At 40.2% G+C, this 356-nt stretch carries 1 protein-coding gene; it reads right to left on the bottom strand.

Annotation, left to right across the window (positions count from 1 at the left end):
• Positions 1-295 (bottom strand): M91 family zinc metallopeptidase (locus tag S1OALGB6SA_RS03915; protein WP_148084019.1); only part of this gene is annotated, 295 nt, incomplete at its 3' end.
• Positions 296-356: the final 61 nt, after the last annotated feature.

The following is a 356-nucleotide window of genomic DNA, read 5'->3' as shown; positions in this document are numbered from 1 at the left end:
GTCTCTCTCTTTTACCTTCAGAATTTTTCCCCCCTATTGGATCATCAGGATCAAACAAAATAGTGGAGCCTGATCCCGAACCTGGTGTGTCTGGACTTTTTTCGTATCCATCCGAACTATCAGGTTGTGTAGCATTACTATTAAGATCATCAGGACGTTCTCTAATTACATGCTTATTTTTAGATTTTCTCAAATTTTTGACTAGCTTTTTACCTTCTGGCTTGCTTCTAATCTTTCTTAGTGCTTTCCGAACCTTTTTCCGAAAAGCTCTACTTCCTTTGATTCTTATTTTCATCCCCGTCGGATCCACATACTTCACGGGGTTGTTGCTCACATAGGCATACCAGTTAAGAGCC

The organism is Olavius algarvensis spirochete endosymbiont (genome assembly GCA_900608495.1).
Taxonomy (GTDB): domain Bacteria; phylum Spirochaetota; class Spirochaetia; order DSM-2461; family DSM-2461; genus UBA2779.
This window is presented reverse-complemented; position numbering and strand designations above follow the sequence as displayed.